23 protein-coding genes and 2 pseudogenes are annotated in these 24,172 nt (G+C 58.0%); 20 read left to right on the top strand and 5 right to left on the bottom strand.

Annotated features, from left to right (window positions below):
• The 4 genes and pseudogenes from U9R81_RS12890 to U9R81_RS12905 all read left to right on the top strand — a co-directional run.
• On the top strand, nt 1–1,251 hold a 1,251-nt coding region (locus tag U9R81_RS12890), incomplete at its 5' end, for an ATP-binding protein (RefSeq protein ID WP_322495853.1).
• A 436-nt stretch (nt 1,252–1,687) separates the two neighbouring features.
• Nucleotides 1,688–2,410: an RNA methyltransferase gene (locus tag U9R81_RS12895; protein ID WP_322495854.1), complete on the top strand. Its 723-nt coding sequence runs from the start codon at nt 1,688–1,690 to the stop codon at nt 2,408–2,410.
• A 128-nt stretch (nt 2,411–2,538) separates the two neighbouring features.
• Nucleotides 2,539–3,517: pseudogene (locus U9R81_RS12900) on the top strand (DNA-methyltransferase); the annotation flags it as partial.
• Nucleotides 3,518–3,702: 185 nt separating this feature from the next.
• A complete protein-coding gene (locus U9R81_RS12905; protein WP_416180964.1) occupies nt 3,703–4,332 on the top strand; it encodes a hypothetical protein in 630 nt (209 codons plus the stop codon).
• Nucleotides 4,333–4,455: 123 nt separating this feature from the next.
• Here U9R81_RS12905 and U9R81_RS12910 read toward each other — a convergent pair whose 3' ends face one another.
• Together U9R81_RS12910 and U9R81_RS12915 are read right to left on the bottom strand one after the other, a co-directional pair.
• Nucleotides 4,456–4,698: a hypothetical protein gene (locus U9R81_RS12910; RefSeq protein ID WP_322495856.1), complete on the bottom strand. Its 243-nt coding sequence runs from the start codon at nt 4,696–4,698 to the stop codon at nt 4,456–4,458.
• A gap of 50 nt (nt 4,699–4,748) precedes the next feature.
• On the bottom strand, nt 4,749–5,810 hold the full coding sequence (locus U9R81_RS12915; RefSeq protein WP_322495857.1) for a hypothetical protein: 1,062 nt from the start codon (nt 5,808–5,810) through the stop codon (nt 4,749–4,751).
• 186 nt (nt 5,811–5,996) lie between these two features.
• Between U9R81_RS12915 and U9R81_RS12920 the strand changes: the two genes are divergently transcribed.
• The 16 genes and pseudogenes from U9R81_RS12920 to U9R81_RS12995 all read left to right on the top strand — a co-directional run bounded on the left by U9R81_RS12920 (nt 5,997) and on the right by U9R81_RS12995 (nt 21,029).
• Complete coding sequence (locus tag U9R81_RS12920; protein WP_322495858.1) at nt 5,997–7,253, top strand: MFS transporter; 1,257 nt, start codon at nt 5,997–5,999, stop codon at nt 7,251–7,253.
• A gap of 471 nt (nt 7,254–7,724) precedes the next feature.
• Nucleotides 7,725–8,240, top strand: a complete 516-nt coding sequence (tpx, locus tag U9R81_RS12925) for a thiol peroxidase (protein ID WP_322495859.1) — start codon at nt 7,725–7,727, stop codon at nt 8,238–8,240.
• Nucleotides 8,241–8,530: 290 nt separating this feature from the next.
• Nucleotides 8,531–9,247, top strand: a complete 717-nt coding sequence (gene rpsB / locus U9R81_RS12930) for a 30S ribosomal protein S2 (RefSeq protein ID WP_322495860.1) — start codon at nt 8,531–8,533, stop codon at nt 9,245–9,247.
• Nucleotides 9,248–9,632: 385 nt separating this feature from the next.
• Nucleotides 9,633–10,160 carry a translation elongation factor Ts gene (locus tag U9R81_RS12935; RefSeq protein ID WP_322495861.1) on the top strand — a complete coding sequence of 176 codons (528 nt, stop codon included), beginning with the start codon at nt 9,633–9,635 and terminating at the stop codon, nt 10,158–10,160.
• Nucleotides 10,161–10,229: 69 nt separating this feature from the next.
• Entirely contained in the window at nt 10,230–10,964 is a 735-nt protein-coding gene (pyrH, locus tag U9R81_RS12940; RefSeq protein ID WP_322495862.1) for a UMP kinase, read from the top strand.
• Nucleotides 10,964–11,521: a ribosome recycling factor gene (gene frr / locus U9R81_RS12945; protein ID WP_066790373.1), complete on the top strand. Its 558-nt coding sequence runs from the start codon at nt 10,964–10,966 to the stop codon at nt 11,519–11,521. Before pyrH ends, frr begins: the two co-directional genes overlap by 1 nt.
• A gap of 25 nt (nt 11,522–11,546) precedes the next feature.
• Nucleotides 11,547–12,272 (top strand): isoprenyl transferase, encoded by a 726-nt coding sequence (locus U9R81_RS12950; protein ID WP_322495863.1) that lies wholly within the window; start codon nt 11,547–11,549, stop codon nt 12,270–12,272.
• 4 nt (nt 12,273–12,276) lie between these two features.
• Nucleotides 12,277–13,116: a phosphatidate cytidylyltransferase gene (locus tag U9R81_RS12955; protein WP_322495864.1), complete on the top strand. Its 840-nt coding sequence runs from the start codon at nt 12,277–12,279 to the stop codon at nt 13,114–13,116.
• 63 nt (nt 13,117–13,179) lie between these two features.
• The gene (locus U9R81_RS12960) at nt 13,180–14,151 is read left to right on the top strand and encodes an alpha/beta hydrolase (protein ID WP_322495865.1); all 972 of its coding nucleotides are present in this window, start codon (nt 13,180–13,182) and stop codon (nt 14,149–14,151) included.
• A 608-nt stretch (nt 14,152–14,759) separates the two neighbouring features.
• Nucleotides 14,760–16,955 (top strand): annotated as a pseudogene (locus U9R81_RS12965) (MGH1-like glycoside hydrolase domain-containing protein).
• A 21-nt stretch (nt 16,956–16,976) separates the two neighbouring features.
• Nucleotides 16,977–18,398 carry a cellulase family glycosylhydrolase gene (locus U9R81_RS12970; protein WP_322495866.1) on the top strand — a complete coding sequence of 474 codons (1,422 nt, stop codon included), beginning with the start codon at nt 16,977–16,979 and terminating at the stop codon, nt 18,396–18,398.
• A gap of 123 nt (nt 18,399–18,521) precedes the next feature.
• The gene (locus U9R81_RS12975) at nt 18,522–19,688 is read left to right on the top strand and encodes a M50 family metallopeptidase (RefSeq protein ID WP_322495867.1); all 1,167 of its coding nucleotides are present in this window, start codon (nt 18,522–18,524) and stop codon (nt 19,686–19,688) included.
• The gene (locus U9R81_RS12980) at nt 19,688–19,912 is read left to right on the top strand and encodes a hypothetical protein (RefSeq protein ID WP_066790389.1); all 225 of its coding nucleotides are present in this window, start codon (nt 19,688–19,690) and stop codon (nt 19,910–19,912) included. Before U9R81_RS12975 ends, U9R81_RS12980 begins: the two co-directional genes overlap by 1 nt.
• A gap of 47 nt (nt 19,913–19,959) precedes the next feature.
• On the top strand, nt 19,960–20,424 hold the full coding sequence (locus U9R81_RS12985) for a CRISPR-associated protein Cas4 (protein ID WP_322495868.1): 465 nt from the start codon (nt 19,960–19,962) through the stop codon (nt 20,422–20,424).
• Between the two features lie 51 nt (nt 20,425–20,475).
• Nucleotides 20,476–20,727, top strand: a complete 252-nt coding sequence (locus U9R81_RS12990) for a hypothetical protein (protein ID WP_066790393.1) — start codon at nt 20,476–20,478, stop codon at nt 20,725–20,727.
• Nucleotides 20,724–21,029 (top strand): hypothetical protein, encoded by a 306-nt coding sequence (locus U9R81_RS12995; protein ID WP_322495869.1) that lies wholly within the window; start codon nt 20,724–20,726, stop codon nt 21,027–21,029. The genes U9R81_RS12990 and U9R81_RS12995 overlap by 4 nt, the downstream gene beginning before the upstream one ends.
• 160 nt (nt 21,030–21,189) lie before the next feature.
• On the opposite strand, the gene U9R81_RS13000 is transcribed toward U9R81_RS12995, so the two are convergent.
• From U9R81_RS13000 to U9R81_RS13010, 3 genes are all read right to left on the bottom strand, one after another.
• Nucleotides 21,190–21,801 (bottom strand): biotin transporter BioY, encoded by a 612-nt coding sequence (locus U9R81_RS13000; protein WP_322495870.1) that lies wholly within the window; start codon nt 21,799–21,801, stop codon nt 21,190–21,192.
• Nucleotides 21,802–21,930: 129 nt separating this feature from the next.
• The gene (locus tag U9R81_RS13005; protein ID WP_322495871.1) at nt 21,931–23,112 is read right to left on the bottom strand and encodes an MBL fold metallo-hydrolase; all 1,182 of its coding nucleotides are present in this window, start codon (nt 23,110–23,112) and stop codon (nt 21,931–21,933) included.
• Between the two features lie 185 nt (nt 23,113–23,297).
• A complete protein-coding gene (locus U9R81_RS13010) occupies nt 23,298–24,140 on the bottom strand; it encodes a hypothetical protein (RefSeq protein ID WP_322495872.1) in 843 nt (280 codons plus the stop codon).
• Between the last annotated feature and the right edge of the window lie 32 nt (nt 24,141–24,172).

Below are 24,172 nucleotides of genomic sequence, written 5' to 3' on the forward strand. Positions count from 1 at the left end.
CACGGTGGCGCGCTGGTGATCAGCGGCGGGCGCGGCTCGCAACTCGCCCCCCTGCGCGATTCTGCCGCTGCTATTGAGCTGGCGTTGTCGGCGGCGCTGGCCTGCACACCTCCGCTGATTATCCCACTGCCCCAAGTCGTTGTCTACCACGATATGCCTGTCGCTGTCGTGGAAGTTCCTGCTGGCTTGCCTTATGTCTACTCAGTCAATGGCCGTTACCTGCGCCGCGAAGGCGCCAGTAATCAACCACTCTCACCGGCGGCGCTGCACCGTCTGTTTAGCGAGCGAGCCGATCTCGGCTGGGAACGGCAGGTTCCTCCCGGCGCGGCCTTTGCCGAACTCGATCCTGATTTGATCGCCGCTTATGCCCGCCGGGTTGGCCCTCCCGCCGGCGACGATCCGCTCGCCCTGCTCGCACGCCGTGGCTGTCTGATCGACAGCGCGCCGACTAATGCCGGTTTGCTGTTGTTTGGCCGTGATGTCGCTGCCCGCTTCCCCCACGCCGAGATCACACTCGTGCGCTACCGCGGGCGTGAGCCGGCTGATGTCTTCGAGCGGGAAGATATTTGTGCGCCACTGCCCGAAGCTATTCGCCGCGCCGAGCGCTGGCTGAATGAGCACATGCGGAAAGGGTCGCGCATGGTCGGTCTCGAACGCGAGGATTGGACGCAGTTCCCTCCCGGCGCTGTGCGCGAGGCGCTGGTCAATGCGGTGGCCCACCGCGATTACACGGCTCGCGGCGAGGGCATTCGTATGACGCTCTTCAGCGACCGGCTCGAAGTCTATTCTCCCGGACGCCTACCCGGCCATGTCACCATCGACAATATCCGTGCCGAACGTTTTTCACGCAATCCGGCGATTGTGCAGGTGCTAGCCGATCTCGGTCTGGTCGAGCGCCTTGGCTATGGGATTGACCGGATGCTCCGCCAGTTGGCCGCCGCCGGCCTCCCTCCCGCCACCTTCCGCGAGACGGCAGCCGGTTTTTTGGTCATTCTCCCCGGCCAACCGATGGCCGAAGAACTGCCCGGCGGCGTTGATACGACCGCGTGGCGGCGGATGGGATTGAATGACCGCCAGATTGCGGCGTTGCTCTTCGTGGTTGAACATCAACGCATTACTAATCGCGATCTGCAAGAGATGTATCCTGACGTGAGCGCTGAGACGATCCGCCGCGATTTGTCCGATCTCGTGTCGCGCGGTTTGCTGCTGAAAGTGGGCGATAAGCGGGCAACGTATTATATTTTGAAGTGATCTTGCTAGTACGCGCAGCCCCAGCCGCATCATGCCTGTCACAACCATACGCCACGAGCGCCGAACGATCGTCTTCCCCCTCGGCACCCTCTGCGTTCTCTGCGGTAAAAATCCCCTGCGCCAACACCTTTGCGTCTTGACATTAGCCCTCACCCCCCTAGCCTCCTCTCTCACCTCACGGACGTGATATGTGGGTTCAGATATCGTAGAGCGCAACACCGCAGCGCCCTTCTCCCGCTAGTGCGGGAGAGGGGTTGGGGGTGAGGGTGACATCTACCGAGCGCGTCGAGGATGATCCTTTTCCAAAGCCTCTACGCCCTCTGCGTTCTCTGTGGTAAAAATCCTACCGGCGTCCTCTGCGCTAAAATCCTTCTACCTCCTCCGCGCCCTCTGCAGTAAAATTCTCCCCGCGTCCGCTGCGGTAAAATACCATTCTATGAACGAAATTGTCGTCATTCTCCATCGCCCGCAAGACCCGCGCAACATCGGCGCCGTGGTGCGGGCTATGCTCAACACCGGCTTTCGCCATCTGCGGCTAGTTGAGCCGGCCCCATTTGAGCGCGCCGCTATCGCCGCCGTTGCCCACCGCCCTGAACCGGTGCTCGATCAGCTTACAGTCTATCCCGATCTCGCCAGCGCACTGGCCGATATTCGCCATCTCGTTGGCCTGAGTGACCGTCCCCACCCCGGCTTGCCGTGGCGCAACGATGTGCGACAATGGGCCGCCGAGACCCGCCAGCGCGCTGCGAGCGCCGGGCCAGTCGGGTTGCTCTTCGGCGCCGAAGGCAATGGCCTCAGCCGCGCCGAACTGAACTGCTGCCACGAGATCATCAGTCTGCCGGTCGATCCGGCCTACCCAACCCTCAACCTCGCCCAAGCCGTCTTGCTCACCCTCTACGAATTGCAACAGGTCACACCACCATCCGCACCGCCGCCGCCGCCTGCCGAACCTCCCGCCACCCAAGCTGAGCTCGACCAACTGGCCGCTATGTTCGACCAGCTTATCACCGCCACCGCCTTCGTCAAGAGCGGTGAAGGCCGCTCGCTCCGCCAGCGTCTGCGCGCCATCATCACCCGCGCCTCCCTTAGCTGCCGCGACGCCGCCATCGTCACGGCCCTGCTGCGTGAAGCGGTGCGACGGATCACGCGCGAGCGGTAGGGAGGTGAAACTCTGTGCTATCCTATCTCATCATTTTGGAGGGGCTATGACCATTGTTGACTCGCCATCGCCTATTGATGCGCTAACTGACTACCTCGGCGATGAACGCACTGCGCCGTTATTTATGCGATGCCCAGACGATCCTGCGTTCATTGCCAGATCAATCGATTGATTGCTGTATCACCAGCCCGCCTTACTGGGGCAAACGCTATTACGATACACCGGGGATCGGGAATGAAGCTACGTGGCAGGCATACATCGATCATTTTCTCGCCGTATGCGCTGAGATCCGGCGTGTGCTGAAACCTACCGGATCGTTTTGGCTCAATCTCAGCAATACCTAGTACCAGAAATCCCTTGCCGGCATCCCGTGGCGAGTAGCTTTGCGCCTGATCGACGAGCAAGGTTGGTTGTTGCGGAATGATGTCATTTGGCACAAGATCAAAGGTGGTCTCGCTACCACCCGCGACCGCTTGCGCAATGTGCATGAATACCTCTTTCACTTCGTGAAGATCACCAACGGCTACTATTATGACATAGATGCGATTCGTCACCGGCCGCGCTCAGCACGGATTGTTGATCGCGTAGTTGTTTCGGCGACCGGGGTGCGCGGTGTACGCTATCGCCGCCAAATTGAATTATCGACAGCGCTTAATGAACAGGAAAAAGCCCATGCTCTGCGCGAACTTGATCGTATGCTTGAACAACTCCAGACCGGTGCGATTGCCGATTTCCACATGATTATTCGCGGCCAGCAGCGACCAACCCATTCTGACTCAACGAAAGTCTCCGGGAGAGCGCGCGAACTGCAGGAGCGTGGTTTCTATGTTTTGGTCTATCACCCCAACGGCAGCAAACCCGGTGACGTATGGGACATCTTGCCTGAAGATACGCAAGCGCGCCAAACTCATTTTGTGCCGTATCCCGCCGATCTGTGCAAAATTCCCATTCTCGCAACGTGCCCGCTTGGCGGTATCGTGCTCGATCCGTTCTGCGGCACCAGCACTACCGCTAGGCGCACAAGAATTAGGCCGAAAATCGATTGGAATTGACATTTCGCCAGCGTATATTCGACTAGCCGAAGATCGTTGCCGGAGATTGTTGTGAACGATAACCCTATTCTCGAGTTGTACGGAATACCGGTTCATTCATCGCAAGAGCGCGATTGGGATCCTATTAGTGCCGAGGCAAGGTGCCCATTCTTAAACGATCGTTGTCGCAAAACTCGAAAAAGTAATCCCAATGAGACCATTGGCACCTGTAGTATCAGTCATAGTCAAAAGAACCTCGTCATGTGTCCATATCGGATGCTTGAACAAAATCAAATTTTTCACCATTGCATTCCCTTATTGCAATCAGCAGCCGGAGACGCTATCCACATCGTGCCAGAGGTACAGGTGCCGGGAGGGAATATTTGCTTAGTTGCTGTGCGTCATAACGAGATTGCCGATTTTGTCGGTATTGAACTGCAATCGGTTGATACAACCGGCACCCTTTGGCCACATCGTCAGAATCTTCTGCCTCAAGCAGACCAGATGAGCAATTCAGTTGGTTCATTTGGGATTAACTGGAAAATGACCGCCAAAACTATTCTCATCCAACTCCTGCATAAAACGAGAACGTATGAGGAACTGAACAAGAAACTAGTTATCGTCTTTCAAGATCATATCTTCGACTACATCAGGCGCGAGTTTCAGTTCGATGAGCTGCCAGAGGCTGGCAACGAACACTCTTTGCCCATTCATGTCTATACGTTTCAGCAGATTGGTGCATCATACACTCTCCAAATAACCAAACGATATGGTTTAACCTCGGAATATGTAGCTAACAGTCTAGGTTTACGGCGCAATAGCAACACGGAATTAGACGCGATCATCCGTCGCTTGGCAAGCAAGGTATCGCCAAATAATCGATTACGATGAAGTTCTAGTTCCTTCTTTCCATACAGGAGCATCTGGCAAGAGGGATGACGGTCGCCAAATGCCCACCCTCATCCTCCTGCGTCCTCCGCGGTATACGACAACTAAAGGCTCGATACCACGAACCTACCTGCTTACCACCGGCACATAGACCGGCCACCTCCCGCCTTCCGTCCAAAAACCGGCGTGCAAGCTATAGCTGCCACCGCTTGAGATACCAGTCACTGCTTGGCCGACCGTGCCGTGTAGCGCAAACCCGCCGCCACTGCTATACCCGCCGCCGATTGCCGCAACGGTCACAGCAAGGCGCTGCTCGCGCACCGGCGCCGCTTGCAGCGTGCCCAACGCGACCAAGACGAGACTTATCACAACAAAGCCGTGTATCGCTCTGTTCACTATCATCGGTTTCCCTCATCGCACTAGTAAATTAAGACCGAGATACTCCCGTTTTCCCGCGTTCCATCAAGCTGAAACCGCTTGCAGTACAAGCTGGTGGATGAGGCATACGCGCAGACAACGACCCGCGGGTTCGCAGTGTTCGCCGTTGCCACATAGTAACGGCTGGTGATATTGAAACCAAAATCGATCACGCATGCATCCAATGCGCTATTCCACGTTACAGTCACCGCTGGTGGCGTAGCCGGCGAAGGGGTGACGATGTTCACAAAGCTACGCGCAATTGATGGGGCGGAAGAGCTGCAATTCATAAATGCGCCGGCTTTAACCAATCCATTGGCGCTTAATGGCTGGGCAACACTGCTAGGGCGCACTTGTAGCAGCGGACGACTAGTTGCGGCACTGGCAGTGTACAACTCCCACGCGCCATTATTGAGGTCGGGATTCACTTCGTTATTGGGATTCGAATTGTACGTTGTCCATGCCCGGAATCCTCCACCGGTTGCATAACCATAAAACGGGAGCCCTCTTGCCGCCACGGTGTTCACATACATCCCGCCATAGTTTACGTCGTCAGCGCCAAAATCGGCATTGATCCCAAAGACCTCTCTCCCGACGATCCGCGTGGAGCGGCCAATACCGACAAACTGGCCCACTTGATCAACGTAGACGCCGGGCAACGAACTGGCTACCGGCGCTGCGGTCAAGAGCTGGCGCGGAGTGAGCGTGGTAAAACTGCCACCGCCGCTCTGCCGTACCCGCACCTCAAGGTAGGTCTGCTGTTGCCAAAACGGATTGCCAAAGTCGAGTTGCACCGTGAAGACGCCATTCACGACGTTGACGCCATTCAACGCGACCGTGGCGCCGAGTTGGTTCCCCGCCGTTCCACTGTCAAACAAAGCAAACTCAAAATCATACACGCCGTTAGCCGGCGCCCCGTTGTTGTCGAGCCGGCCTTGATAGGTAAAGGCTCTACCGACGGTCTGCGGGCCGCCTTGGGCATAGCCGGTCTGGTTGAAGGCATTCGCCAAGCTGATCACCAACGCGAGCAGGGCGGCAAACGATGTAAACGACGGGCGTTGCATCTTGCACTCTCCTTCCTTGTTGCTTGGGCAACAAAATGTGTGATTCATGGAACGAAGAATGAGGGTGAGAGTTGCACACGTTCTCACCGTGATTCCAAATCTCTGGTATACTTCTCTGTATTGTCAAATATCCGCTCAACCGGTAAACAGCCTACTTGCCCAAGCCGTCTGCGTTTATTAGCAACTATGAGCACCCACATCCCGTTGGCCGCCTTTCGTTCACGCGATTTTCGTCTGCTCTGGTTCGGCAATTTCGTCTCGCTCACCGGCACCGAAATGACACGAGCGGCGGTGAGTTGGCACATTCTCGAATTATCCGGCGGCGACCCCTTGGCATTGGGCGCGATCGGCGCGGCCCGGCTCGTGCCGCTGGTGTTGCTGGCCCTTGGCAGCGGTGTGCTGGCCGATGCGGTTGACCGCCGTCGCTTAATGCTCGGCGCGCAGATCGCGATGATGCTCTGCTCGTTGGCGTTGGCGCTCACCACAAATCTGGGGCTAGCGGCGCTCTGGGTCATCTACGCCGTCACCGCCCTCGCCGCCGCCGCCAATACGCTCGGTTTGCCCGCCCGGCAGGCGCTGATCCCGTCACTGGTCCCGCGCGAACACCTCGCTGGTGCGTTGAGCCTGAACATCGTGGCGTGGCAACTGGCCACCATTGTTGGGCCAACCATCGGGGGTTTGCTGATCGAACGCGGCGGAGTGGGGTTGGTCTATTGGGTGGATGTGGTGAGCTTTACGGCCATTCTTGTGGCGCTGCTGCTGATACGCCCGCGCCCGCTCGCCGCCGAGAAACGCGACATCAGTTTGCGCGCCGCTATTGAAGGGTTGCGGTTCGTTTGGCGCACCCCGTTGATCTGGAGCACAATGCTGCTCGATTTTCTCGCCACCTTTTTCAGCGCCGCCACTACGTTGTTGCCAATTTACGCCCAATTCATTTTGCAAGTCGGCCCGCAAGGGTTGGGTTTGCTCTACGCCGCGCCATCAGTCGGCGCAGTAATTGCCAGCGTGATTTGCTCAATCTGGGGCGCTGGCAACCGGCAAGGGCCGTTGTTGTTGTGGGCGGTCGCGATTTATGGCCTCAGCACGGCCATCTTTGGTCTCAGCACCCATTTCGGTCTCTCGCTGCTGATGCTGGCGATCAACGGCGCGGCTGATACAGTGAGCATGGTTGTGCGCGGCAATATCCGCAACCTTGAAACGCCAGACGAACTGCGCGGGCGGATGGTGGCAGTCAATATGCTCTTCTTTGCCGGCGGGCCGCAACTGGGCGAGATCGAGGCTGGCATCGCCGCCCGCCTGTTTGGCACCCAATTCTCGGTGGCGCTCGGCGGGTTAGCCTGTGTGTTGATGACTGGCGTGGTCGCTGCGAAGGTGCCAATCCTGCGTAACTACACCGACGGGCGCCGGCCCGCGCCAGCTACTGCCCCCGCCGCGGCTGATTAACGACGCCTGCGCTGCTGCTCTTGCGCTAACCCAGTCGTTCCCCTGCTCCTACAAAGTGAGAGTTGAAGGGCGGACAAAACATGTGCTTAAGTACAACTGTTGATCGCTGTGCAATGCTGTAAAGCCCTAGGCTGCGCTCCCCATCACCCCGCCCCCAGCGGGGGAGGGGCAAGGGGTGGGGCATCAGTCCGCGCAGCGGGCTTCGTACCCCTAGCCCGGCCTTGAAGGGCCGGGTACTGAACAGGTGTTCTGTTCGTTCTTGAACCCGCGCCAGTGGGAACGGGGCTGGGGGTGGGGGTACACTGGCGCATCGCAAAGCTATAAACCGCATCGTCCATACGCTATGTCTGCCCTCAATAAAGTGGGAGCAGGGGCGAGGGGATGAGGGCAACCGAATATTGACAGTTCTTGCTTCCATATCCTACACTACACTATGCAGGAACCACCCTTTGATGGAAAGGAAACCCCACTATGACCATCGAGCGCCTGGAAGCGTTCGTCTTCTTTGGCCCCCAGACGGTTGTTGGCCCGGAATTGAAACCCGGTGATAAAGCGCCTGATTTCAAACTGGTCAACAGCAAACTGAAAGAGATCACGTTGGCCGACTTTGCCGGCAAACCACTGCTGATCAGCGTGGTGCCCTCGCTCGATACCAGCGTGTGCAGCAAGCAAACCACCCGCTTCAACGAAGAGGCGGCCCGGCTAGCCGAACAAGCCAATTTCATCACCGTTAGCGCCGACCTGCCCTTTGCGCAGGCGCGCTGGTGCGGCGCCAACAACGCCGATGCCATCCAGACTCTCTCGGATCACCGCGACATGAGCTTCGGTGCGGCATATGGCACCTACGTGCCGGCCTACCGGATCGAACAGCGGGCCGTGTTTGTGGTGGATGGCGAGGGCGTGATCCGCTACAGCGAATACGTGCCGGTCGCCGGCCAAGAACCCAACTACGACGCCGCACTTGAGGCGCTCAAGGCGCTGCTCTAACCAGTGCGATAATATGCACGGCCAACCGGCGCTGATTGTTCCCTAGCGCCGGTTGGCCGCAAGCCTATCATTCCCATTTGCGCTGTTTGTGTCTCTTTGTGGCTATTTCATCAATCGTAAGCAGGGAGCGCTTGCCGCCAGCGCTCCCTTATGCTATACTGCTCGCCGGCATTGCAAAATGCCAAATACGCACACCCTGAGGCGCAGCCGCTCCTGCCGGCCAAACCCGGTACAGGCTGCGAGATACGACGGGTGGAGGTGGTTTCGACCAGAGAAGGAGCAAGCAAGGTATGACTCAAGCATTGCCGCGCGTCGTCTCGATTCGAGAATTGCTGGAAGCTGGCGCCCACTTCGGGCACCCCACCAATCGCTGGTGTCCGAAGATGAAGCCGTATATCTTTACGGCTCGCAACGGGATCCACATCATTGACTTGCAGAAGACGGTCACTGGCCTGAGCCAAGCGTATCAGTTCATTTCTGACCTGACCGCGCGCGGCGAGAAGATCCTCTTCGTTGGCACGAAGAAGCAGGCCCAAGAGGCGATTATGGAAGAGGCGGTGCGGGCCGACCAATTCTACATCAATCGCCGCTGGCTGGGTGGAACGCTCACCAACTTCACCACCATCAAGCGCCGGTTGAGGCTGCTGAGCGATCTCGAAGAGCGGCGCGATCGCGGCGAGTTTAGCCGCTTGACCAAGGCCGAGGCGGCCAAGCTCGAAGAGAAGATCGTCCGGCTTAATCGCGTCTTCGCCGGCCTGAAGGGGATGGAGCGACTGCCCGGCGCAGTGTTCATCGTCGATCCGCGCAAGGAAGAACTGGCCGTGCGCGAAGCGGCGAAAGAGGGCATTCCAATCGTGGCGATGGTTGACACCAACTGCGATCCTGACCCAATCGATTATGTCATCCCCTGCAACGATGACGCGATTCGGGGCATCCGGCTGCTGACCGGCAAGATCGCTGATGCGGCCATCGAGGGGATGCGGCGGCGCGAAGCGGCGCAGGAATAACCGGCAACCGGATCGCTGTGGCAAGCCAACGCTGCGTCGTAGGATGCACCAGCGCAACGTTAGCAACCCGGCGCACCAAGTGGTTCCCTTCGCTCTGCGCGCAGGGAGAGGGAAAAGAGCAAGGGCATCACCGCTGCACCGGTAATGCCGCTTGCCCGATGCGATCAAATCGGTTTACACTGGCAACATGCGCATCCCAAACCTGACCGGTTGCTCAGGGGCAGAGCTGCGCAGGCGGCCTCACATAAGGTTGCCGCACCCCGGTCACAAGAGCGCAAACCGACGTTGCACGGGGGGGCGCATGCCCCTCCGTCGCACGATCCGCACTACCTTACCTACCGGCAACGGCATTGGATAGCGGTTCTTAGGCAAAGGGAGCAAGACTGTGGCGGTATCAATCGAACTGGTGAAGGAATTGCGTGAACGCACCGGCGCCGGCATCAAAGAGTGCCGGGATATTCTTGAGCAGACCGGCGGCAATATCAATAAGGCGATCGAGATTCTGCGCGAGCGCGGGATCGAGGCGGCAGCCAAGAAGGCGTCGCGCGAGGCGAACGAGGGCCTGATTGGCGTGTATGTCCACTATGGATCGCGCATCGCCGCGATGGTTGAGCTGAGCTGCGAAACCGACTTTGTGGCCCGCACGGCTGAGTTCGGCCAACTGGCCAACGATCTGGCCCAGCATATCGTTGCGCTCAACCCGCGCTTTATCAGCGCGAGTGAAGTGACCGATGAGATGGTAGCCGAGAGTGGTCAGTCACGCCAAGCGTTCATCGAAGAGACGGTGCTGCTCGAACAGAAGTTTATCAAAGATCCGGCCCGCACCATCGAAGAGAAGATCAAAGAAGCGATCGCCAAACTCGGCGAGAATATCGTCGTCCGGCGGTTTGTGCGCTACGAAGTCGGCGCTTAACGCACACTGATTGGGCGGTTTGTCAGTCGGGCAAACCGCCTAGTTCTCTGCTTTGCTGCGAGTAGTTCCATGCAACAACCAAAATATCGCCGGATTTTGATCAAACTGAGTGGTGAACAGATCAAGGGTAGCGATGGCGAGGTGATTAGCTACGATATGCTCGACTTCCTCGCCCAAGAGATCGGTCGCGTTCACCGCCATGGGGTTGAAGTAGCTGTCGTGGTCGGCGGCGGCAACATTTGGCGCGGCCATCGCGCGATCGAACGCGGCATGGATGCTGCTCAGTCGCACTACATGGGCATGCTGGCGACGATCATCAATGCGTTGGCAATGCAAGATGCACTCGAGCGCCATGGCCTCGATACCCGCGCCATGACCGCGATTAAGATGGATGAAGTGGCCGAACCGTACATCCGCCGGCGTGCTACCCATCATCTGGAAAAGGGGCGGGTGATCATTCTCGCGGCTGGCACCGGCAACCCCTACTTCACCACCGACTCGGCAGCGGCCCTGCGCGCCGCCGAGATCCATGCCGAAGTGATCTTGATGGCCAAGAATGGCGTCGATGGCGTTTACGATGACGATCCGCGCCGTAATCCAGCTGCTACCCGCTTCGATCACATACATTATCTTGATGCGCTGAACCGTGGTCTGACCGTGATGGATAGTACGGCGCTGACCTTCTGCATGGACAACAATCTGCCGATTATTGTCTTTAATGCGCTAGAACCCGGCACCATCGAACGAATTGTAATGGGTGAGCACGTTGGCACCCTAGTAAGTAATCAGCGAGGAGGCGCGTAATGCTGAACGATGTAATAACCGAGTATGAGGCGCATTTAAAGAAAGCGACCGAAGCGTTGCGCCATCATCTGGCGTCGATCCGCACCGGACGCGCCTCGGCAGGCTTGGTTGAGCATCTCCACGTCGAAGCCTACGGCACGACGATGCCGCTCAATCAATTGGCGAATATTAGTGTTCCCGAAGCGCGGATGATCGTGATCCAGCCCTACGATGCCAGCATGATCAAAGCGATCGAGAAGGCGATCCAGCAGTCTGATCTTGGCCTCAACCCGAGCAACGATGGCCGGATCATTCGCCTGCCGGTACCGCCGCTCACCGAAGAGCGCCGGCGCGAATTGGTGAAGATGGTGCGCCATCGCGTCGAGGAAGTCAAGATTTCGGTGCGCAATCAACGCCGCGACGCGATCGATGATCTCAAGAAGTTGGAAGCTGAGAAATTGATCAGCGAAGACGACTTACATCGCGGCCAAGAACGGATCCAGCAGTTGACCGACCGTTGCATCCGCGATCTCGAACAGATCGGCGCGGAAAAAGAAGCGGAAGTGATGGCGGTCTAACGCTGTCGCTGAGAGGCGCTATTGTATGAGTCAGGATGGTGTACCGTCCGGCACAAAAATTCCGCATCATATCGCGGTGATTATGGATGGCAACGGGCGCTGGGCACAACAGCGCGGTCTGCCACGCCTTGCCGGCCATCGCGCCGGCACCGAAAATATCCGCCCGATTGTGTCCGAATGCGCCCAGCTCGGCGTGCGCGTGCTTACATTGTACGCCTTTTCGACCGAGAATTGGAACCGGCCATCGCTGGAAGTGCAGGGCTTGATGCAGATTTTGGGCGAGTTTATCGATCGCGAGATCCGGAATCTGCATGCCCAAAATGTCCATTTGCGCCATCTGGGCCGGCTCGATGGCCTTAGCCCCCATCTGCGCGAAAAGGTTAATTACGCGATTGAATTGACCCGCCATAACACCGGGCTGACATTGGCGATCGCGTTTAACTACGGCGGTCGCGCCGATATTGTCGATGCAGTGCGTTCGATCGTCGCCAGCGGCATCCCCGCCGACCAGATTACTGATGAGGTGATTAGCGCCCATCTATCAACCCGCGGTTTGCCTGATCCAGATATGATCATTCGTACCAGCGGCGAACGGCGGCTTTCGAATTTTCTGATCTGGCAGTCAGCCTACAGCGAGTACTGGTTTACGCCGGTGTTCTGGCCCGATTTCCGGCCCGAACATCTGCATCAGGCGATTCTTGACTATGGACGGCGCGAACGCCGCTTCGGCGGGCTCCCCGAGTCGAGCTAACACCTTGGCGACGCGCATTGCCAGTGTGGTGGTGCTGTTGCCGCTGATCATTGCCGGCGTGTGGTGGCCGCCAACCACCGCGCTGTTAGCCGGTCTGGTGATCGCGCTGGCGATCAGCGAGCTGTTCGCGATCTTTCGTCACGGCGGGTATGCGCCGCGGTTGATCGAGGGAATTGCGATCGGTTGGTTGATCTGTGCGGCTACCTTTTTTCAACCATTGACGACGATCGATCTTGCGCTAGTAGTTGTATTCGTTTCCATCCTTGGCGCATTGTTGGCCGAAATTGTCCGCCGCGACCGCCAGACCAGCCTGCTCAGTTGGGCATTGACCTTCGCAGGCGCGTATTACGTCGGCGGCCTCTTAAGTAGTTATCTTTTATTACGTCAACTTGAATCGCCGTTGCAGGGCGGATGGCTGGCCTTCGCGCATATCCCGCCTGGTGCAGCATGGGTCTTTTTTACGCTGGCGATCACGTGGTTGCAAGATACTGGCGCATTCTTTGTCGGGCGCGCCTTCGGGCGCACCAAGATGGCACCGGTGCTCAGCCCCAAAAAGAGTTGGGAAGGCTTCTTTGGCGGGATGGCTGCCGCAATTGCAACCGCGCTGTTCTGCGTGCCGCTGTTGGGCTTGCCAATTACACTGGTCGAGGCGGCGATTCTCGGTGTGGCCGCTGGTATCTTTGGCCCGCTCGGCGATTTGGCTGAGTCGCTGATTAAACGGCAAGTCGGGGTGAAGGATTCGGGGTTTATTATCCCCGGCCACGGCGGGATTCTTGATCGGATCGACAGTATTCTCTTCACCGGGCCAGTGATCTACTACCTTGTAGTGCTTTTTTCCCATTGAGCCGGCGTTGTTCTTTTGCTTGCTATAGTGCTATCATACCGATCAAGCGGTGTTGCTGACGCTATGATTTCACCAACCTTCACCCAACAACAATGGATTCCTGATCCGGCATTGGCCGGTTTTGAGATACTGCCGCTTGATCTGGCTGGTAGCCGCGCGGTCTTGGTGCGCCAGTGCGATCCGCCGGCGACGGGACGAGCCGTGCTGTACGTCCATGGCTATTCCGACTACTTTTTCCAGACGCACGTGGCTGATGTCTTCCGCGCGCACGGCTATGCATTCTACGCGATCGATCTGCCTGGCCACGGGCGCGCTATCCAACCCGGCCAGATTCCCTGTTTTTATCGCGACATTGCCGAGTTTTACCCGTTCATCGACGCCGCGATTGCGGTGATCGACACGGCCCACAACCGGCCATGGCTCGTTTTGCACGGCCATTCCGCGGGCGGGTTGGTGACGGCGCTCTACGCAGCAGAAGGCAGCCGGCGTGACCGGCTCGGTGCGCTGGCGTTGAATAGCCCGTTTTTCGATTTTATGATCGACCGCGTCACGCGGGCCTCGATCCCGCTGGTAATGCTCTTAGGCCGGCTGAAACCCACCCGCATCGTGGGCAAACTGTCATCGGTCTATGGCGAAACGATCTATCGCGGCACCGGCGGCGAATGGGAGTTTGACCAACGTTGGAAGCCGATCAACGGCATTCCGATGCGAGCCGGCACGGCGCGGGCCATCTTGCTGGCCCAACGCCGGCTGCGGCGTGGCCTTGGCATCCGCTGCCCGATCTTGATCTTGCACTCGGCGCGGTCGGCATGGGCCATTCCCGGCAGCCCTGAGATCACACGAGCTGATATTGTGCTCGATGTGGCCCATATGCGGCGCGATGGCCCACTGCTAGGTGATGATGTGACGATGATTGCGATTGAGGGCGGTTTGCACGATCTGGCCTTATCGCCAAAGCCTGTCCGCGAGCAGTATGTGGCTGAATTGATGGGATGGCTAGAGGAAGTTGCAGCCACATCTATGCGATCAGTTTGAAGCACCAAGTTGCCATCCTCCTTTTCATCTTGTTCGTCACCCTCTGGCCTTTGCCGGCGCAATCAGTTAACATCTGCTTCTGCGACGCAACCCCGATTTGGGTTCACGCCAATCCTCCCGCAGCTCACGAAGTCGCTCTGTTTCGGCTTGAAGTCAACTTGTTTGCTCCAGCGCCAGCCACGACGCTGGCTATCTTCGCCGACACGCGCTATGAGGCCTATCTGAACGGCCAACTGCTTGGCCGCGGCCCGGCCCGCTTCTCGCGCGCCCTCCGCGAGTATGACCAGCTCGCGATCGGCGATCTGCCCGCCGGCAGGCAGGTTATCACCGTACGCGTCCAATGGGCGCCCAACACCCGGCGGAGTGATTCGGAACGGCCATTCTTGTGGGCATTGCTCCGCAGCAATGGGCAAACATTAGCCCGCACCGGCCCGCATTGGCAAGCCCAACTGCTGTATGCCTATCGTAGCGATGCGGCTCCGGTTCATCACTGGGGCTTGATTGGACCGACCGAAATCGTTGATCTGGCAGCACTGGCGCCAGATTGGGTGATGAATGGCAGTGCAAGCGCATGGCAACCAGCCGTGGCAGTCACAGGCCAGCCGGCAATGTTTACCCCTCGCTCGATTCCGCAACTGGTTGAAGTAGACATTCCGATCCGGGCGCTGCAAGCTGGTTGGCTTGCAGCCGGATTCACGCCCATTGAATTTCCCGGCGGTGCTGATCAAGCAAGCGTACAGATCCAGACTCAACGTTCTGCAATCCTCACCCTGATCAGCTTGCAGGGTGAGCTCACCAACCGATTGACGATCAACGGCCAATCGCTGAACTGGCAAGCTATGCCCAACCGTCCACCGGGGATCGTGACTGCTGCCTATCAAGTTGCTGCTGGAACGCATACACTACGCCTCAGCGGGTTGCGTGACCAACCTGAAGGGTGGACGGTCTTGCTCTCTCGCAACGATTTGGTTACGGTTCCGGCATTAACACCCGCCAGCCATGCCGGACGGCGGGTTTTGTTAGCGCCACCGCAACCTAATGCGCAAGCCGTGATCAGGCAGAGCGAACAGCCGCTTACGTTACATTTTCAGCCACCAGCTAGCTATGCCATCCTTGATCTCGGCCGGACAGTGCATGGCCGGTTGTATGCCGACGTTGCAGGACCTGCCGGCGCCATCGTTGATATTGGCTGGGATGAACGCTTGTGGCAAAATACGATCCCATTGCCCTTCTCCGGCACGCTTCATCCCGAATGGAATCAAGTTGACTCATGGAGGCTCGATGGGCGAACCCATCCGATCAGTACCATTGATGCCCGAGCCGGTAGATATGTGCTGATTGCTGTCTGGAGCAACGAACCGGTAGTTATACGCAACCTGCGCGTCAGCGAAGAGCGCTATCCGGTTACACAACTTGGTTCGTTCACCAGCAATGATCCGCTACTGAATCAGATTTGGCAGGTAGGCGTTGACAGCCTCTACCCAAACATGACCGACGCCTACACCGACACGCCATGGCGCGAACGCGGGCAGTGGTGGGGCGACGCCTATGTATCTGATCGCATCAATCAGGTCGCCTTCGGTGATCGACAGTTGCTCCAACGTGGCTTGCGGCAACTAGCCGGTGAGTTTACGCCTGAGGGCGCGCCAGCAGCAATGGCGCCACACATTGGCGGGCGGATGCTCGATTATGGGATGCTACAGGTGCAAGCCATCGCTGATGATCTGCAACGCACTAACGATCCGGCATTAGCCAGCGAGTTGTGGCCAACGATGACTCGTTTTCTCAACCACCTCGCAACGTATCGCCGTAACGATACTGGTCTGCTCGACCTGCCGGCAGGGCATTGGTCACAAACGACTTATCTCGACAGCAGTGTGACCGTTGCGCGCTATGGCCAATCCACACCGGTGAATGCAATGTATTACGGCACCCTACGCGCCGCAGCCGCGATCGCTACCGCGCTTGGCGAGACGGAAGCGGCAAACCGTTGGGAAAGCGAAGCAGCATTGCTGCGAGATCGTATCAACCAGCATCTCTACGACCAGCAACGTCGTCGCTATATCACTACGATCATTAATGGTCAGCCAGTAGCAGCCGGCCCGCACGCGTAGGCCTTCGCACTCACGTATGATCTCGTTCCAACCGCGGAAATTTCGGCGGTGGCCGCGTTGCTAAGCCTGATCTCGCGCGATCTCACCCGTCCCAATCTCCAGCTCTATGGGATGTTTTGGGCGCTGGAGGGATTACAACGCGCTGGCCGAATTCATGAAGCCATCCAACTGATCAAAGAGTTCTACGGCTGGCAATTGGCACAGGGAGCCACTACATGGTGGGAAAACGTAAACGCGAACCGTCAATGGAGCGGCAGCCTCTCGCATAGCTGGAGCGGCTCGCCAAAGTGGTTTCTCACGACGACAATCCTCGGCGCACGCCAAACTGGACCAACGACATGGGAAGTTGATCCCGCTTGGCAGGGAGTAAGCAGCGCAGCGGGAATATTCCCCTTGCCAACCGGTTCACTCCGCGTAGAATGGGAACTGCCGGGTTGTGAACTGAGCCGGGTCACTATTAGTGCGCCACAAGGAACGCACGGCAGTTTGTGGATGCCGCCACCTACGGCATCGACCGTTCTAACCCTGAATGGCACTGAGATTTGGACGCCAGCCAGCCGCGACTCTACCATCGATCAGACGAGTGATGGACGCTTACGGATTTCGCTCATAGGAGGACAGGTATATACAATAGAACAACACCGCGTTTGCACGACCGTTTGGCTACCCATCATTACCTACCGGCCATAAAACTTGCTATGAGGTGTCACCTTGAACCAGCATCGCTTGATCATCGCACTCTTCATTCTTGGTTTGTTCGCCATTGCCCTACCGGTCACGGCACAACAACCTACAAGCGTCACAACTGTTTATGTGCCGATTATCGCCGCAAGCACAATTCGTCCACTCGGATTTGAAACCAATACCGGTTGGCTCTATAACCCACAAGTTTATGCCCAAGCGCAAAACTTACGCGCGCACTGGGTGCGACTTAACACGCTAAGCTGGCGCGAAGCGCAACCCACAGCAACGAGCCCAATCAACTGGAGCGCCCCCAGCTTTCAACGGTTTGAACAAGAAGTGCAAGCAGTCAATGCGCTCGGCTTGCAGGTAATAGCGGTTATTGATGATCATCCTTCGTGGGCAACGGGTAGCACGAAGATCTGCGCCGCAATTCTCGACGACTACCACGATGAATTCGCTGCATTTGTGCGGGCGGTGGTCGCTAAATACAGCCAACATCCATACCTCGTCCGTTACTGGGAGTTGGGGAATGAGCCAGATATAGATCCGAGTCTCGTTAGAGAAGATGAGGTCTTTGGTTGTTGGGGTGATATGAACGATGAATATTACGGCGGTGAACGCTATGGCCGGATGTTGCAGGTGGTGACGCCAGCTATCCGAGCCGCCGATCCGGGGGCAAAAGTCGTATTTGGTGGCCTGCTCCTTAATCGACCAGATAATCAATCTTACAACACTGACGGGAAACCTTTCAACTTCCTCGCTGGCGCGTTACGGGCCGGAGCAGGTCCTTATTTCGATATCTTAGCCTACCATGCCTACGCGGTCTTTTCCGCTACTAGCAGCAACGCAGATCTTGATCGATCTAGCTCAAACCATTGGGTGAGCCGTGAAGGCCTGACGGTTGGCAAAGCGCGATTTTTGCGTGGTGTGATGCAGCGGTATGGCATTAGCAAACCGCTTATGCTCAACGAGACTGGTTTGCACTGTTTCAGCCCATGTAGCTCGGTTACCCAGTTTGAGCAAGCCAAAGCGAATTATCTCATCCGTTCATCGATGCGAGCGATGACCGAAGGGGTTGAGGCTTACATCTGGTATACATTGCAAGGTCCGGGGTGGAATCGATCAGGTTTGTTGGGAGACAATCAACAGCCTACTCCTGCCTACACGACCATGAAAACTGCCATCGAGCGCCTCAGTGAAGTGCGCATACCACCGCAACCATTCACCGGTTACGGTTCCGGCATCGAAGCCTACCGCTTCAGCGGCAATGGCTTTGTGCTCGATGTCGTGTGGTCAGTTGACAGTACCCTGCGCCAGATCACGTTGCCTGCTACATCGTTCATTGCAGCCTATACTCGTGACGGCGCTCCGATCACACCGGTGAGCACTGGCGGGAATGTGACGATTTCGGTTGGGTTTGAGAATATTTATCTCAAGCGAGCGCCATAAACCCAAGTTCCCGGCTCGACTCTCTTGACGTGACTAGGTCAATCCGGTACACTACCCATGCACACGAGCGGCGGCGGGCAATCAGCTCGTCGCCGTTATTCCTCTTAGCTGCTGGAGCGGATTATGCTCGCGTCAACACTCAACAACATCTGGCAACAAGTTGCAACCGGGATTTTTGACCCGTTATTGACAGCGCTCGTCTTTCTGCTCATGCTCAGCCTGCTGGTGTTCGTCCACGAATTGGGACACCTCTGGGTGGGCTTGCGCATGGGGATCAAAGTCGAGGAGTTTGGGATTGGCTTCCCGCCGCGTGCGCTGGTGTTATTCGAGCATAACGGGATCAAGTATACGCTCAACTGGCTGCCGTTAGGCGGTTTTGTCCGCTTCGCCGGGATGGATGGCGAAAAGGACGCCATGTATGGTACCGGCAGCCTCGCCGCAGCCCCGCCGTGGCGCAAGATTCCCGTCATGCTGGCCGGGCCGTTGATGAATTTTGCGCTGGCCGTGGTGATCTTTACCATCCTGTTTGCGACGGTCGGAGTACCGATTCCAACTGGCCGGATCCAAATTAGCACCGTTTACCCCAATACCCCGGCTGCTGCTGCCGGATTTCAGGCAGGTGACGAGTTGATCCAGCTCGATGGCCAAACGATGCTTGATGAGAATACGGTGCGCGAGGTCGGCCAGCAGCGATTGGGCATCCCAATCACAGCCGTCGTGCTCCGCGAGGGCGCTGAAGTGACGTTAACTGTCGTGCCCGGCCCATGGACAGCGCCTGACGGGCGTGAGTTTAGCGCCGGGTTTGGCTTTAGCTACGGTGTGATGACGAGCCGGCAGGCCCTTGACCTGATCGCGGCTATTGGGGCGGGATTTACCCACAGCGTCGAGTTAACCGGACGGATGATCATGATGCTGGCCGATCTGCCGGCAGCGATTGCCGGCCTGTTTAGCCCCACGCCGCCTCCGGCTGGCGAGCCGCTAGGGCCGGTTGGGATCGCCCGTGCTACCGGCGAGGTGATCCGCCAATCCGATGGCTTTATTTCGTTCTGGTCGCTCACGGCAGTGCTGAGCCTCAATCTGTTCATTCTTAACCTGCTGCCCATTCCGGCGCTTGACGGCAGTCACATTCTGTTTGCGCTGATCGAGTGGGTACGCGGCAAGAAGCTGCCGCCAGAGAAAGAAGCGCTAGTGCATACCTTCGGTTTTGTGGCCTTGATGGGGCTGATGGCATTGCTGACGGTGAATGATGTGATTAACGCGGTGCAAGGTACGCCAATCTTTGGGCGCTGATGGATATCATTCGGGCAAGTGAACTAGGGGAATATTACTACTGTGCGCGGGCATGGTGGCTGCGCCGTGTCGCCGGGCAAGAGCCGGACGGAGCTGAGCGGCGCGCCGCCGGAACGGCCAGCCATGCCCGCCATGGCCGGCTGGTGGCTGCCAGCCAGCGCCTCCTCTGGATCGGGTTGGGACTGTTCGTAGGCGGGATTGGCTTGGTGATCTGGGCAAGCTGATGGCGTGGCTAGGTATTGCACTAATCCTGTGCGCGGTCGGGGTTTTGATGCTAGCGATAATGTTGCGCCGGCGCAGCGGTTTGCCGTGGACGCGGGTGGTAGGCGCTGACACCGGGATCCAACGCGCGCTCGAACGCCCGCTCTTTAGTGCCCGGCTTGGCCTTACCGGCAAACCAGATTATATTCTGCAACGGGGGCAGGCGCTGATTCCAGTGGAAGTGAAGCCGGACCGGCGCGCAGCGCAGCCGTATCCATCAGATCTCATCCAACTAGCGGCCTATTTAGTGTTGCTGGAAGAAACAACTGGCATCGCGCCTCCGTATGGGTTGTTGCGCTACGCTAATGAGACGTTTCAATTGCATTATACTGCTGCGGTGCGTGATGAAGTGGTGGCAACGCTGGCCGAAATGCGCGATCTGCTCGATTGCGATGATGTCGCACGCAACCACGATGAAGCCGCCCGCTGCCGCGGTTGCGGGTTTCGCGCTCACTGCGATGATGCCCTCGCATAAGCGGCTGGCTCGTGATAAAATGAGTATGGATGCGCAACTGGAAGCATCGTTATGGATCTCACCTGTGATGATCTGGTAGCGGCGATTGCCGAACATCTGGCCGGACGGATCTCGCGCGGTCAATTGGCGGCGTGGGCATTTGACCGGTTTTACGAACTTGAACAGGGTGAGCTAATCGTGCCGCTTGACGAAGAAGCGATCATCCGCGATGCGCTCGATGAGCTGATGTTTGCTGATGATGAGCCATTCGTGCTAAGTGAGCGTGAATTACGGCAATTGATGGATCGGCTGGCACAGGTATGAAGATTCAACCGCATCCCCGCTTACACGGCATGATGATTGGCGACGAGGTCTATTCGCACCACTACCATCTGGCCGCCCGTGTCGCCGACATTTTCCCCGCCGCAGTGTGTGTCCGGATCGGCGTGCTCACCACTGAGATACCAATGGAGTTGAGCCATACTCCCCAGTTGTGGCGCGCCGATGAGATCGAGAATTTGTCGGTGTGCCGCTACTGCGGCGCACGTGATGAGGTGCGAGTGGTCAGCGAGAATGGCATCCCGTTTCGGGTGTGCCTCCGCTGCGCGCCAGAGGATAGCGGGTAGCGCCGGCCGAATGAACCGGTGGTTGAATTGGAGCCAGCTACAAAGAGAATCGCTTTGCGGCTATGCTCCGGTGAGTAATTCAGATGTGAGAAAAGCCACGAAAAGACGCGAAAGCTCTTCCTCTTTGGGCATTTTGCGTCTTTTCGTGGCTATTTCTTCACTAACGCTCCCTACGGAACCACTTCAGCACCTGCCACCCCCCCGGCAGCGCCACCGCAGCCAGCGCGATCTTGATCGCATCACCAACCAAGAAGGGCAAGACGCCTTTCACAATCGCATCCACCGGGCCGATAAAGAACGCCAGCCACGTCGCACCGATCACATAAATCACGAGCGATGCCAGCGCCATTGAAGCGACGGTCGTGAGGAAACGGCGATCCCAACCCCACGTCGCTAGCCAGCCGGTCAGTGCTGCTGCAATCGGGAACGAAATCAGATAACCGCCGGTTACACCGAACAAATGCGTATACCCTGACTTGCCGCCAGCGAAGAAGGGCAACCCAATCGCGCCTTCGATCAGGTAGAGCAGCAATGCCGCAAAGCCCAAACGCGGACCAAGCAGGCTGCCAACCAACAACACCCCCAACGTCTGCCCAGTAATCGGCACCGGCGAGAAGGGCATCAGCGAAATGCGGATTTGCGCGCTAAGCGCCACAAACAGACTGCCCAACACCACTAACAACGTGTCGGCCACCAATGGGTAGGCCAGCCATCCCCGGCGCGGCAAGATCGCCTGCGCTAGCGTCTCGGTTGTGGTCAATGTCCGATTCATGACACCTCCGCTACATCAAAGCCCGTCCAATTAGCGATGTAGAATATACCCGAATCTGTGGCAAATGTAAAGCAGACATTGGCACAACCACCCCGGCCTGATGGTGGATGAATGATAACGAACCTCCGTTCACCGCACCAACACACAGTGCGACGGATCGGTTTCCAATTCATGGATCTCGTCGTCGTTGAGCTGTCGCAAACCGAGATTCGCGTACACCGTGGCGTCAATTGCGGCGGGCAAATCGGTTGATGCGGCTTGAACCAGCGGCAGCAGCTCGGCAGGACTGCTGGCCTGTAACCCCGGATGCGTTGCACGGAGGCTCGCAAATGGCGCAGCGACGATACCATCAGCGCGCGCTTCGGCCAAGCCTATGCTCGAAGAAGGCATGATCAGGGTCGCATCGGTGACCAGTTCTGGCAACGTGGTGTGCAGACTACGGAAGAGGAGATCTGTCCACGCTGCCGGATGGCCACCCAGATCGGTGCGTCCGCAACCGGACAACAGCAGGGCATCGCCGGTCAAGAGGAACCGATCGCCAGCCGGCGAGATCACGCGGTACACAAGGTGGCCGGGGGTGTGACCGGGGAACCAGTGCGCTTCGATCAGCAGATGACCGACCGGCAGCCGCTCACCGCCAAGCAACGGCATGTAGTCAAGATGGGCTGGCAGCAGGGTGCGCGGATGCAACCCATCATACGGATGCAGGTAGAGCAAGGTATGGCGCGTATTGGCGAGCAGCGCTCCGCCGGACAACCTTCCCGCCGAGAGGTGGGTGAGCAGCACGCGGGTCACGTCGGCTTGCGCCGCCGCTGCCGCCTCTTGGTAGAGATGGATCTGGAGGCCGGGATCAATGACTGCCGCTTCGCCGGCGCTGATGATTACGTAGCTCAGATCACCGCGGGCGGGGCGCGCGATCTGCACGATCTGCCCCCAACTGGCGTTCACCACTGTGTGAATGGCGTGAAAATCGAGCCATGCACGGAAGCCGCCGATCAGGTATCGCGCGTTGATGCCGCGTTCGGCCAGCAGCTCGGCAACGTATTGCGAGGAACCTTCTTTAGCGCAGATGACCGTAATCAATCGATCGGACGGCACGCGGGCAATTGCGCTCTCGTCGTCTTCGATAAACTCAAAGTAGGGAATATTGAGGGTCGGAATAGGCCGGCGACCGCGCACCTGATTGCGCGCAAACTCAACCTCATTGCGTACATCGAGAAGAAACAGCGGCTGTTCGGCCAACAGCTCAGCATACAGCTCAGCCGGACTCAGAACGCCAACGCCGGTTTGCAATCGTTCGAGCGTCGTCATTGCGCACTCCTTTGCGTTGATTGTGCCTCTTCGCGCAACCATGGCGTTAGTGTATCCGGCGCAACTTGGTGAAACAAGCGCAAGATACGTGAAGTTGAGTTGTGATTTGTTTCTCAGAAGAGAGGGCTAGGGGCACAGCACGCTGTGCCCGTACTGGCAGGGCAGCTCGCGGCGCTGCGCCCAAGCTAAGATCTCGCGGCGCTAGGATCGTTTGGGGCCGGATTGCGCGCCGGACGCGGCTTGGCCGGCTGGAAGGCAACCAGTATCCGGTAGATCGTCAAAAAGAGCACGCTTCCGCCACTGACCCAGTACAAGCCGCTGAGCAGGGCGGTATCGCTGCCGCTGAACAGGGCATGCACTAGGCTGAGCAGCCAAATCGCAAAGCTGATGAAGTGAATCACCCGCCACATCGCGCGCCCGATCAACTGTTTGGCGTAGAAGCTCAATCCTACAACTGCCATGCCGTACAACGAAAGCTGGCCCAACCCCACCCACAGCGGTTCGTAGCCGCTGTAACCGAATGGCAGCAGCACTTGGGCGAGGGTAGCGTTGACGTAGCGATCACCCAGTAAGATCAGTGCGTGAAAAATGGCAAAAGCCAGACCGAGCAGGCTGGTATGCTGATGGAGATCAAACGCTCCCGGCCCTCCCGGCCACAGGCGGGCCATGCGGTTGGTCATGAGCAGGCCAAAGACCATCGACAACCAGAGCAAGACATAAGCCGCTACGGCGCTGCTGCGTGAGAGGTACCAGTAGGCTTTGGGTTCGCTGCTGAGCAACGAAGCGCTCAGACCGGGCAACCACGCCGGCAAAATGATCACTGCTGCGAAAGCGCCAAGCACTGCGCCGATGAGCAAGGTAAACAGTGCGTCGAGTGGCATTGCCGGCGGTTGATCAACCAGCTCAGGATTAGTTGTTAAAGAGCGTGTCGGGCGCGGCGCAGTTTCAGGCTTAGCCGTTGCCGGGCGCGACGGGCGCGGCGCCGCCGGTTGAGTTGATTGATCGGTATTGGTCAGCGATTGATCCATTGGTGCTCTCCTTTGTTGATTAGAAAGCTGGT

Origin of the sequence: Chloroflexus sp., from assembly GCF_034435895.1 — a bacterium.
GTDB lineage: Bacteria > Chloroflexota > Chloroflexia > Chloroflexales > Chloroflexaceae > Chloroflexus.

Bases quoted from the DNA above. Each gene is read 5' to 3' on its own strand.
- U9R81_RS12905 (WP_416180964.1), top strand. From the start codon at position 3,703: ATGTGTCCATATCGGATGCTTGAACAAAATCAAATTTTTCACCATTGC.
- U9R81_RS12990 (WP_066790393.1), top strand. From the start codon at position 20,476: ATGGATCTCACCTGTGATGATCTGGTAGCGGCGATTGCCGAACATCTG.
- U9R81_RS13000 (WP_322495870.1), bottom strand. From the start codon at position 21,801: ATGAATCGGACATTGACCACAACCGAGACGCTAGCGCAGGCGATCTTG.
- pyrH (WP_322495862.1), top strand. From the start codon at position 10,230: ATGCAACAACCAAAATATCGCCGGATTTTGATCAAACTGAGTGGTGAA.
- tpx (WP_322495859.1), top strand. From the start codon at position 7,725: ATGACCATCGAGCGCCTGGAAGCGTTCGTCTTCTTTGGCCCCCAGACG.
- U9R81_RS12995 (WP_322495869.1), top strand. From the start codon at position 20,724: ATGAAGATTCAACCGCATCCCCGCTTACACGGCATGATGATTGGCGAC.
- U9R81_RS13005 (WP_322495871.1), bottom strand. From the start codon at position 23,112: ATGACGACGCTCGAACGATTGCAAACCGGCGTTGGCGTTCTGAGTCCG.
- U9R81_RS12920 (WP_322495858.1), top strand. From the start codon at position 5,997: ATGAGCACCCACATCCCGTTGGCCGCCTTTCGTTCACGCGATTTTCGT.
- U9R81_RS12975 (WP_322495867.1), top strand. From the start codon at position 18,522: ATGCTCGCGTCAACACTCAACAACATCTGGCAACAAGTTGCAACCGGG.
- U9R81_RS12960 (WP_322495865.1), top strand. From the start codon at position 13,180: ATGATTTCACCAACCTTCACCCAACAACAATGGATTCCTGATCCGGCA.
- rpsB (WP_322495860.1), top strand. From the start codon at position 8,531: ATGACTCAAGCATTGCCGCGCGTCGTCTCGATTCGAGAATTGCTGGAA.
- U9R81_RS12985 (WP_322495868.1), top strand. From the start codon at position 19,960: ATGCTAGCGATAATGTTGCGCCGGCGCAGCGGTTTGCCGTGGACGCGG.
- U9R81_RS12895 (WP_322495854.1), top strand. From the start codon at position 1,688: ATGAACGAAATTGTCGTCATTCTCCATCGCCCGCAAGACCCGCGCAAC.
- frr (WP_066790373.1), top strand. From the start codon at position 10,964: ATGCTGAACGATGTAATAACCGAGTATGAGGCGCATTTAAAGAAAGCG.
- U9R81_RS12950 (WP_322495863.1), top strand. From the start codon at position 11,547: ATGAGTCAGGATGGTGTACCGTCCGGCACAAAAATTCCGCATCATATC.
- U9R81_RS12980 (WP_066790389.1), top strand. From the start codon at position 19,688: ATGGATATCATTCGGGCAAGTGAACTAGGGGAATATTACTACTGTGCG.
- U9R81_RS12915 (WP_322495857.1), bottom strand. From the start codon at position 5,810: ATGCAACGCCCGTCGTTTACATCGTTTGCCGCCCTGCTCGCGTTGGTG.
- U9R81_RS13010 (WP_322495872.1), bottom strand. From the start codon at position 24,140: ATGGATCAATCGCTGACCAATACCGATCAATCAACTCAACCGGCGGCG.